The following is an 8,606-nucleotide window of genomic DNA, read 5'->3' on the forward strand; positions in this document are numbered from 1 at the left end:
ACGATGAGTAAGACACTGATGATTGCCGGCTGTGGTGATGTTGGCAGCCGTCTGGGTCAGCAGCTGAACGCTGCGGGCTGGACGGTGTACGGCCTGCGTCGCAGCGTGGCGCTGTTGCCGCAGGGTATTCGCCCGGTTGCCGGTGATCTGCATGCCGACGCCTGCCCAGCCGCCTGGCCGAGCGAACCGCTGGATTACCTGGTGTATTGCGCGGCCGCCACCGACCATGACGAAGTCGGCTACCGCGCCGCCTATGTCGACGGCCTGCGCCGCGTGCTCAGCTGGCTGGCGCAACAGGGTCAGCGGCCCAAGCGCCTGCTGTTTGTTTCCAGCAGTGGCGTGTATGGCCAACAGCTCGGCGAGTGGGTGGATGAAAGCTCGCCTGCTGAGGCCGATAGTTACTCCGGACGGATCATGCGTGAAGCCGAGCAGCTGGCCTTGCATAGCGGGCTGCCCGCCAGCCTGGTACGCCTTACCGGCATCTACGGTCCAGGCCGCGAATGGTTGCTCAAGCAGGTGCGCCAGGGTTATCGGGTGGTCAGCGAACCGCCGCTGTACGGCAACCGCATCCATGTCGATGACGCGGCCGGGCTACTGGCCTATCTGCTGCAGGCCGATGCCCGTGGTATGCCGCTGGATGATTGCTATATCGGCGTCGATGACCAGCCGGCGCCGCTGCATGAGGTGGTGGCCTGGTTGCGTGAGCAGCTGGAGGTCAGTCATTGGTCCGAGCAATCGACGGTGCGCCGCTCGGGCAGCAAGCGTTGCAGTAACGCCCGCGCCCGCGCCCTGGGTTGGACACCGCAGTACCCGAGCTATCGCGAAGGTTACCGGATGATTCTGGCGCAGGTGTAGCGGATAGGTAGGGGCTAGCGTTTGACCAGCAGCCAGCGCTGCTGGCCTTTGTAGTAGCTGGGCATTTCATCGATCTGTGAGCGATTGAGTGCTTCGAAGACGCGCAGCTGATCGCCTTCACGCTCGAACAGCCAGCTTTGTCCCTGGTCGCCCAGTTGCAGCCAGAGGCTGTCGAACTCGCCGCTCATGGCCGCGCAGTCTCCTGCCAGGCACAGGGCATAACGCTCGGCGCCTGGCAGGCCCTGTAGACTGCCATCGGCCTGGAACAGCACCAGGCCGCCCTCGCCCAGGCCTTCCTCGATCAGCCAGGTGCCGCCCAGGTAGGCGCTGTACAACGCCTGTTCGAAGCTGCTCCCCGGCGGGGCAAGTGGACCTGGGGCTGTCTGGGCGCGGACAAAGCGCTGCTCCGGCCAGGTATCGCTCTGCGCCTGAATAAGTTCGCCGTTGCCGAGGCTCAGGCTTTCCTGAAAGTCACCGTAGAACTGCACGCGCAGTTGGCCATCGGCCTGGCGCTCGAAGCTGCCTTCACCACGCTCGAAACCATTGCTGAAACTGGCCAGCTGGCGCGGGTTGTCGAGCTGCCATTCCAGATTGGGGCCGTAGGCCAGCAGGGCTTCGCGCAGGTTGCCGCCTTCGACGGCGGCATCAATGGCGGCTTGGTTGATCCAGGTGCCGCTGGGGTCATGCGACGGACTAGCGCAACCGCTGAGCAGGGCGCCGGTGAGCAGGGCAACAAACAGGCAGCGCATGGGCCGTCCTCAAGAGGGAAGGGCGGGGCAGCGGCCCCGCCGCGGGACTTATTCGAGAACCAGAATAGCGTCCATTTCCACCTGCGAGCCGCGCGGCAGGGCGGCTACGCCGATAGCGGCGCGGGCCGGGTAGGGCTGCTCGAAGTAACGGCCCATGACTTCATTGACCTTGGCGAAGTGCGCCAGGTCGGTGAGGAAGATGTTCAGCTTGACGATGTCCTTGAACGAACCGCCAGCGGCTTCTGCCACGGCCTTGAGGTTCTCGAACACCTGCACGGTCTGGGCTTCAAAGCCTTCCACCAGCTCCATGGTTTTTGGGTCCAGGGGGATCTGCCCGGACATGTACAGGGTGTTGCCCGCCTTGATCGCCTGGGAGTAGGTACCGATTGCGGCTGGGGCCTTGTCGCTGGTGATAACGCTCTTGCTCATGGGAACTCCTGCAAAGCTGATGGGGTAGAACACTGCGGCGCGCCTGGGCGCACTGCCAGTTAGATTGCCTAGGTTGGGTGAAAGCCACAGCGGCTGTCAAAGTACAGCTGGCGGCTGATTGCGCTGTGCAATTTGGGTATTGGCCGATCAGGCGCGGGCGCGGGTGATGCGGATTACCCCGGTCAGGGCGCGCAGCTTTTTGATCACGCGGGCCAGGTGTACGCGGTCATGCACGCTGACCACCAGTTGCACGACGCTGATACGGCCATCGCGCTCGTCCATGCTGATTTTCTCGATATTGCCATCGGCGGCATTCACGCTGCCGGCCAGCAGGGCGATCAGGCCGCGCTGGTGTTCCAGCTCGACGCGCAGTTCGACATTGAACTCGCCGGTAACGTCTTTGGCCCAGGACAGCTGGATGCATTTTTCCGGGTTGTGGCGGATCTCGCCGATGTTCTTGCAGCTGTCCAGGTGCACCACCATGCCTTTGCCGGCGGACAGGTGGCCGACAATCGGGTCGCCCGGAATTGGCGTGCAGCACTTGGCGTAACTCAGCACCAAGCCCTCGGTGCCGCGAATCGCCAGCGGGCCTTCGCTGCTCGGCAGGGCATCGCCACTGTCGCTGAGCAGGCGGCGCGCCACCACATAGGCCATGCGGTTGCCAAGGCCGATGTCTTCCAGCAGGTCTTCGATCACCTCCTGATGGTATTCGGCGAGCACGGCCTTGACTCGCTCGGGCGAGAGCTTGTCGACGCGGCTGTCGAAGCCGGCCAGTACCTTGTTCAACAGGCGCTCGCCAAGGCTGATGGACTCCGAGCGGCGCTGCAGTTTCAGCGCATGGCGAATATGCGTACGCGCCTTGCCGGTGACCACAAAGCTCAGCCAGGCCGGGTTTGGCCGGGCGCCGGGAGCGGTGACGATTTCCACCGTCGAGCCGCTTTCCAGGGCTTGCGACAGCGGCGCCAGGCGGCGGTTGATGCGACAAGCAATGCAGGTATTGCCGACGTCGGTGTGTACGGCGTAGGCAAAGTCGACCGCCGTGGAGCCTTTCGGCAGCTCCATGATGCGGCCCTTGGGCGTGAACACGTAGACCTCGTCGGGGAACAGGTCAATCTTCACGCTCTCGATAAATTCCAGCGAGTTGCCGGCGCGTTGCTGCATCTCCAGCACGCCCTTGACCCACTGCCGTGCGCGGGCGTGGCTGCCCTTGGGCTGGTCTTCCTCGTTGGATTTGTACAGCCAGTGCGCGGCGATGCCGTTGTTGGCCAGCTCTTCCATCTCGCGGGTGCGAATCTGAATCTCGATCGGTACGCCATGCATGCCGAACAGCGTGGTGTGCAGCGACTGGTAGCCGTTGGCCTTGGGTATTGCGATGTAATCCTTGAAGCGGCCGGGCAGGGGTTTGTACAGGTTGTGCACGGCGCCGAGCACGCGGTAACAGGTGTCGACCTTGTCGACGATGATGCGGAAGGCGTAGACGTCCATGATTTCGTTGAACGCCCGGCGCTTGCCGCGCATCTTCTGGTAGATGCCGTAGAGGTGCTTCTCGCGGCCCATCACCTCGCCTTCCATGCCTTCGCGGGCCAGGCAGTGGGTGATCGACTCTTCGATCTTGTTGACGATTTCCTTGCGGTTACCCCGAGCGCGCTTGACCGCTGCGCGGATGCGCTCGGAGCGCATCGGGTGCATGGCCTTGAAACCCAGGTCTTCGAACTCGATGCGCATGCTGTGCATGCCCAGGCGGTTGGCAATCGGTGCGTAGATTTCCAGGGTTTCCTTGGCGATGCGCCGGCGTTTTTCGCCGGACAGCACTTCCAGGGTGCGCATGTTGTGCAGGCGGTCGGCCAGCTTGACCAGAATCACGCGGATATCGCGGGCCATGGCCATGGCCATCTTCTGGAAGTTCTCGGCCTGGGCTTCGGCCTTGGTCTCGAAGTTCATCTGGGTCAGCTTGCTGACCCCATCGACCAGTTCTGCCACGGATTCGCCGAACTGCGCGTCCAGGGCTTCCTTGGCGATACCGGTGTCTTCGATCACGTCATGCAGCATGGCGGCCATCAAGCTCTGATGGTCCATGTGCATGTCCGCCAGGATGCTTGCCACCGCCAGGGGATGGGTGACGTAGGCTTCGCCGCTGCGGCGGCGTTGGCCGTCGTGGGCTTGTTCGGCGTAGAAATAGGCGCGGCGCACCAGGTTGACCTGGTCGCCGTCGAGGTAGGTCGAAAGTCTGTCGGCGAGGGCGTCTATGCTCGGCATGGGCGTTCCCCTTGCCGATTCAGATGACCCTGCGCCTGACGACGTCGACCCGGCATAGGCTTACAGAGGCTCGTTAGCCTCGTCCTCGAATGCAGCAAACAATGGTTCTTCTTCGACGATATCGTCTTGCGCGATGACGTCGTAGCTCATCAGGCCAGCGGCGATTTCGCGCAGCGCGACCACGGTCGGCTTGTCATTTTCCCAAGCCAGCTTCGGTTCTTTGCCACCGGTAGCCAGTTGGCGCGAGCGCTTGGTAGCGAGCATGACCAGCTCAAAGCGGTTATCAACGTGATCCAGGCAATCTTCGACGGTAACGCGGGCCATGGTGTTCCTCGTAGCAAATGCGTAATAGAGCTGGGCCCAAACGGGCGAGCGGACTGGATAGTCTAAAAAATCACCCGCATTAAGGGAAGCTTTGATTTGCCGCGGCGCGATAAGTCAGACCAGTAACTCGCTGAGCAAACCGCTGTGGCGTTGCTGTTGTGGGCCTTGCAGCAGCTGATTGGCGCGGAAAATCGCCTTCAGGTCGCTCAAGGCGTGGGCAAAGTCATCGTTGATCAGCAGGTAGTCATATTCGACGTAATGGCTCATCTCGCTGACGGCCTCGCGCATGCGCCGCTCGATGATCTCGCCACTGTCCTGGCCGCGGTTGGTCAGGCGATGGCGCAGCGCTTCCTGGGTTGGCGGCAGAATAAAGATCGATTTGGCTTCCGGCATCAGCCGACGGACCTGTTGCGCGCCCTGCCAGTCGATTTCCAGAATCAGGTCGAAGCCGTCGCGCAGGGTCTGTTTGACCCATTCCTGCGAGGTGCCGTAGAGATTGCCGAAGACTTCCGCGTGTTCGAGGAACTCGGTCTTGTCGAGCATGGCGTGAAACTGCTCGCGGCTGACGAAGTGGTAGTTCACCCCATCCACTTCGCCCGGGCGCATGGCGCGGGTGGTGTGCGACACGGATACGCGAATCTGCGCCTCGTTGTCGATCAGCGCCTTGACCAGGCTGGTCTTACCCGCGCCGGACGGGGCGGAAATGATGTAGAGGGTGCCGGTGGTTATGCTCATGGATCAATCCTGGAACGCATTGTTCGAAGAGTAGCAGTAGCGGTTTGCCTTACTCGATGTTCTGTACTTGCTCGCGCATCTGCTCGATCAGCACTTTCAGGTTGACTGCCGCCTGAGTGCTGCGGGTGTCGAAGGCCTTGGAACCGAGGGTGTTGGCTTCACGGTTGAGCTCCTGCATCAGGAAATCCAGGCGCCGGCCGGCCTGGCCGCCGCTTTTCAGCACACGGCGTACTTCGCTGACGTGGGTGCTGAGGCGGTCCAGTTCTTCGGCGACATCGCTTTTCTGCGCGAGAATCACCAGCTCCTGCTCCAGACGTTGCGGATCCAGTTCGGCCTGCATTTCGGCGCAACGATCGAGAATCTTCTGCCGTTGTCCGGCGAGCATCTGCGGCACCAGTTCGCGCAGGGTGAGCACTTGTTCGAGAATGCTGTCCAGGCGCTCATTGAGCAGCTTGGCCAGTTCCGCGCCTTCGCGTTCGCGGCCCTTTTTCAGCTCGTTCAACGCTTCGGTGAACAGGCTTAGGGCGCTTTGGTTGAGGGTCTGTGGGTCGGCGGCGTCGGCCACCAGGACGCCGGGCCAGCCGAGCACTTCCAGCGGGTTGAGTGCCGCGGGCTGTTTGATCAGGCCGGCTACGCTTTCGGCGGCGGCGACCAGTTGTGCGGCACGCTGCAGATCGACTTGCAGGGCTTTGCCGGCATTGTCGTCGCTAAAGCGCAGGGTGCATTCGACTTTGCCGCGCGACAGGCCGTTGCGCAGCGCTTCGCGTACCGCGCCTTCGAGGTCGCGGAAGCTTTCCGGCAGGCGCAGGTGCGGTTCCAGATAGCGATGGTTGACCGAGCGCAGCTCCCAGCTCAGGGTGCCGTTGGCGCCTGCCTGCTCGGCGCGGGCGAAGGCAGTCATGCTGTGGATCATGGGGCGAACCTCGGGAAAAGTCGGAGCTGAAGGCGCAGGATTGTAGCGCAGTGCGTCGGCCGCTCCCAATTCGGCACACCGCTACGGGCTTACGGCCCTATAATGCCGAGCAGATTTTTTATTCAGAGCAGGAATTCCTAGATGAAACGTCCCAGTGGCCGCGCCGCCGATCAGTTGCGCTCGATTCGCATCACCCGCAACTACACCAAGCATGCCGAGGGTTCGGTGCTGGTGGAATTTGGCGATACCAAAGTGATTTGCACGGTCAGTGTCGAGTCGGGCGTTCCGCGCTTTCTCAAGGGCCAGGGCCAGGGTTGGCTGACCGCCGAGTACGGCATGCTGCCGCGCGCCACCGGCGAGCGTAACCAGCGTGAAGCCAGCCGTGGCAAGCAGGGCGGTCGTACCCTGGAAATCCAGCGCCTGATCGGCCGTTCGCTGCGTGCCGCGCTGGATATGTCCAAGCTGGGTGAGAACACCCTGTATGTCGACTGTGACGTGATCCAGGCCGACGGTGGCACCCGTACCGCGTCCATCACCGGCGCCATGGTGGCCCTGGTCGATGCGCTGAAAGTGATCAAGAAGCGCGGCGGCCTGAAAGGCGGCGACCCGCTCAAGCAGATGATTGCCGCCGTATCGGTGGGCATGTACCAGGGCGAGCCGGTGCTGGATTTGGATTACCTGGAAGATTCCGCGGCCGAAACCGACCTCAACGTGGTGATGACCAGCACCGGCGGCTTTATCGAAGTACAGGGCACCGCCGAAGGCGCGCCGTTCCAGCCAGCCGAGCTGAACGCCATGCTGGCGTTGGCGCAGAAAGGCATGACTGAGCTGTTCGAGCTGCAACAGGCGGCTTTGGCTGACTGATAAACGCCACCCTACTACCCGCAACGCTAAGGAGAAGCACCATGAGCGACGAATCCCAAGTGCCGCAGCCAACGCCCAGCCAGGAGGCCCGGCAATGGGCCATGTTCTGTCACTTCGCCGCCTTTCTCGGACTGGTGTTTCCCTTCGGCAATCTACTCGGGCCGCTGATCGTCTGGCAGATCAAGAAGGACCTTGATCCGTTCGTCGATGCTCAGGGTAAGGAAGCGCTGAACTTCCAGATCAGCGTGGCCTTGGCCGCGCTGCTGTGCTTCCTGCTGATGGTAGTGGTGATAGGTTTTCCGCTGCTGGTGCTGGTCGGCATCGCCGCCTTGGTACTGACCATTATTGCCGGGATCAAGGCCAATGAAGGCCAGGCCTACCGTTATCCGTTTGCCTGGCGCTTGGTGAAATAAGCGTCTTGCGGACAATAAAAAGCCGGCACATCTGCCGGCTTTTTGCTGTCTGCTGATCGGGCTATACGCTGAGAGTCCAGTCGTAATCGACGATCAGCGGCGCATGTTGGGAGAAGCGCGGCTGGCGCGGCAGGCGGGCGCTGCGGATGCTGCGGCGCATACCGGGGGTGAGCAGCTGATAATCGAAGCGATAGCCGAGGTTGAGCAGCTCGGCCTGCTCGCTGTCCGGCCACCAGCTGAACTGATCGCCTTCGCGGCTGACTTCGCGCAGCGCATCGACATAGCCCATGGTGCCAATCACTTCATCCAGCCAGGCGCGTTCCGGCGCGAGGAAGCCCGGTGATTGCTGGCAGTCGCGCCAGTTCTTCACGTCGAGCTTCTGGTGCGCCACATAGAACGAGCCGCAATAGATGTACTCGCGGCGCTTGCGGCGCTGCTTATCCAAATAGTGGGTGAAGTCGTCCATAAACTTGAATTTCTGATTCAAGCTTTCATCACCGCTTTGCCCGGTTGGCAGCAGCAGGGTGGCAATACTTACTTTGTCGAAATCGGCCTGCAGGTAGCGCCCATAGCGGTCGGCCATTTCAAAGCCCAAACCGCTGATTACCGCCTTGGGTTGCAACCGCGAATACAGCGCCACGCCACCTTGGCTGGGCACTTCTGCATCGCAGGCATAGAGGAAGTAGCCATCCAGTTGGAGGGCTTGGTCGTCCAGTTCAAAGGCGGAGGCGCGGGTGTCCTGCAGGCAGATGACGTCGGCATTCTGTGCTTGCAGCCAACTGAGCAAACCGCGCTCGACTGCCGCATGAATACCATTCACGTTCACACTGATGATCCGCATAAATGGCCCCCAAAATCACGTGCGTGTATGATACCCGAGCTCACCTCTATTAGCTAAATTACCTAGTAAATCCGTGCCGTCCGGGGCTTTTCCATGCAAGCGTATCAACGTGATTTCATCCGTTTTGCCATCGAGCGTGGGGTTCTGCGCTTTGGCCAGTTCACCCTCAAATCCGGGCGTATCAGTCCTTATTTCTTCAATGCCGGGCTGTTTGACAGCGGTTTGGC

10 protein-coding genes and 1 pseudogene are annotated in these 8,606 nt (G+C 61.7%); 4 read left to right on the top strand and 7 right to left on the bottom strand.

Translation table 11 applies throughout. From position 1 onward, the window contains the following. Positions 1-3: 3 nt before the first annotated feature. Positions 4-855: an SDR family oxidoreductase gene (locus tag WA145_RS15505; RefSeq protein ID WP_422582425.1), complete on the top strand. Its 852-nt coding sequence runs from the start codon at positions 4-6 to the stop codon at positions 853-855. A 14-nt stretch (positions 856-869) separates the two neighbouring features. On the opposite strand, the gene WA145_RS15510 is transcribed toward WA145_RS15505, so the two are convergent. The 6 genes from WA145_RS15510 to WA145_RS15535 form a co-directional block, all read right to left on the bottom strand. Further along, a complete protein-coding gene (locus tag WA145_RS15510; protein ID WP_422582426.1) occupies positions 870-1,604 on the bottom strand; it encodes a hypothetical protein in 735 nt (244 codons plus the stop codon). A gap of 48 nt (positions 1,605-1,652) precedes the next feature. Continuing rightward, positions 1,653-2,033 carry a RidA family protein gene (locus WA145_RS15515; protein ID WP_422582427.1) on the bottom strand — a complete coding sequence of 127 codons (381 nt, stop codon included), beginning with the start codon at positions 2,031-2,033 and terminating at the stop codon, positions 1,653-1,655. 147 nt (positions 2,034-2,180) lie between these two features. Further along, positions 2,181-4,289 carry a bifunctional GTP diphosphokinase/guanosine-3',5'-bis pyrophosphate 3'-pyrophosphohydrolase gene (gene spoT / locus WA145_RS15520; protein WP_422582428.1) on the bottom strand — a complete coding sequence of 703 codons (2,109 nt, stop codon included), beginning with the start codon at positions 4,287-4,289 and terminating at the stop codon, positions 2,181-2,183. A 60-nt stretch (positions 4,290-4,349) separates the two neighbouring features. Next, positions 4,350-4,613, bottom strand: a complete 264-nt coding sequence (gene rpoZ / locus WA145_RS15525) for a DNA-directed RNA polymerase subunit omega (protein ID WP_296130941.1) — start codon at positions 4,611-4,613, stop codon at positions 4,350-4,352. A 114-nt stretch (positions 4,614-4,727) separates the two neighbouring features. Continuing rightward, on the bottom strand, positions 4,728-5,348 hold the full coding sequence (gmk, locus tag WA145_RS15530) for a guanylate kinase (RefSeq protein WP_422582429.1): 621 nt from the start codon (positions 5,346-5,348) through the stop codon (positions 4,728-4,730). A 49-nt stretch (positions 5,349-5,397) separates the two neighbouring features. Then, positions 5,398-6,261, bottom strand: a complete 864-nt coding sequence (locus tag WA145_RS15535; RefSeq protein ID WP_422582430.1) for a YicC/YloC family endoribonuclease — start codon at positions 6,259-6,261, stop codon at positions 5,398-5,400. 141 nt (positions 6,262-6,402) lie between these two features. Between WA145_RS15535 and rph the strand changes: the two genes are divergently transcribed. After that, positions 6,403-7,125: a ribonuclease PH gene (gene rph, locus WA145_RS15540; RefSeq protein WP_422582431.1), complete on the top strand. Its 723-nt coding sequence runs from the start codon at positions 6,403-6,405 to the stop codon at positions 7,123-7,125. Positions 7,126-7,166: 41 nt separating this feature from the next. After that, positions 7,167-7,538, top strand: a complete 372-nt coding sequence (locus tag WA145_RS15545; RefSeq protein WP_422582432.1) for a DUF4870 domain-containing protein — start codon at positions 7,167-7,169, stop codon at positions 7,536-7,538. 61 nt (positions 7,539-7,599) lie between these two features. On the opposite strand, the gene WA145_RS15550 is transcribed toward WA145_RS15545, so the two are convergent. Beyond that, positions 7,600-8,379 (bottom strand): exodeoxyribonuclease III, encoded by a 780-nt coding sequence (locus WA145_RS15550; protein WP_422582433.1) that lies wholly within the window; start codon positions 8,377-8,379, stop codon positions 7,600-7,602. 93 nt (positions 8,380-8,472) lie between these two features. Here WA145_RS15550 and pyrE point away from each other — a divergent pair. Next, positions 8,473-8,606: pseudogene (gene pyrE / locus WA145_RS15555) on the top strand (orotate phosphoribosyltransferase); the annotation flags it as partial.

Origin of the sequence: Pseudomonas sp. (assembly GCF_049301935.1) — a bacterium.
GTDB lineage: Bacteria > Pseudomonadota > Gammaproteobacteria > Pseudomonadales > Pseudomonadaceae > Aquipseudomonas.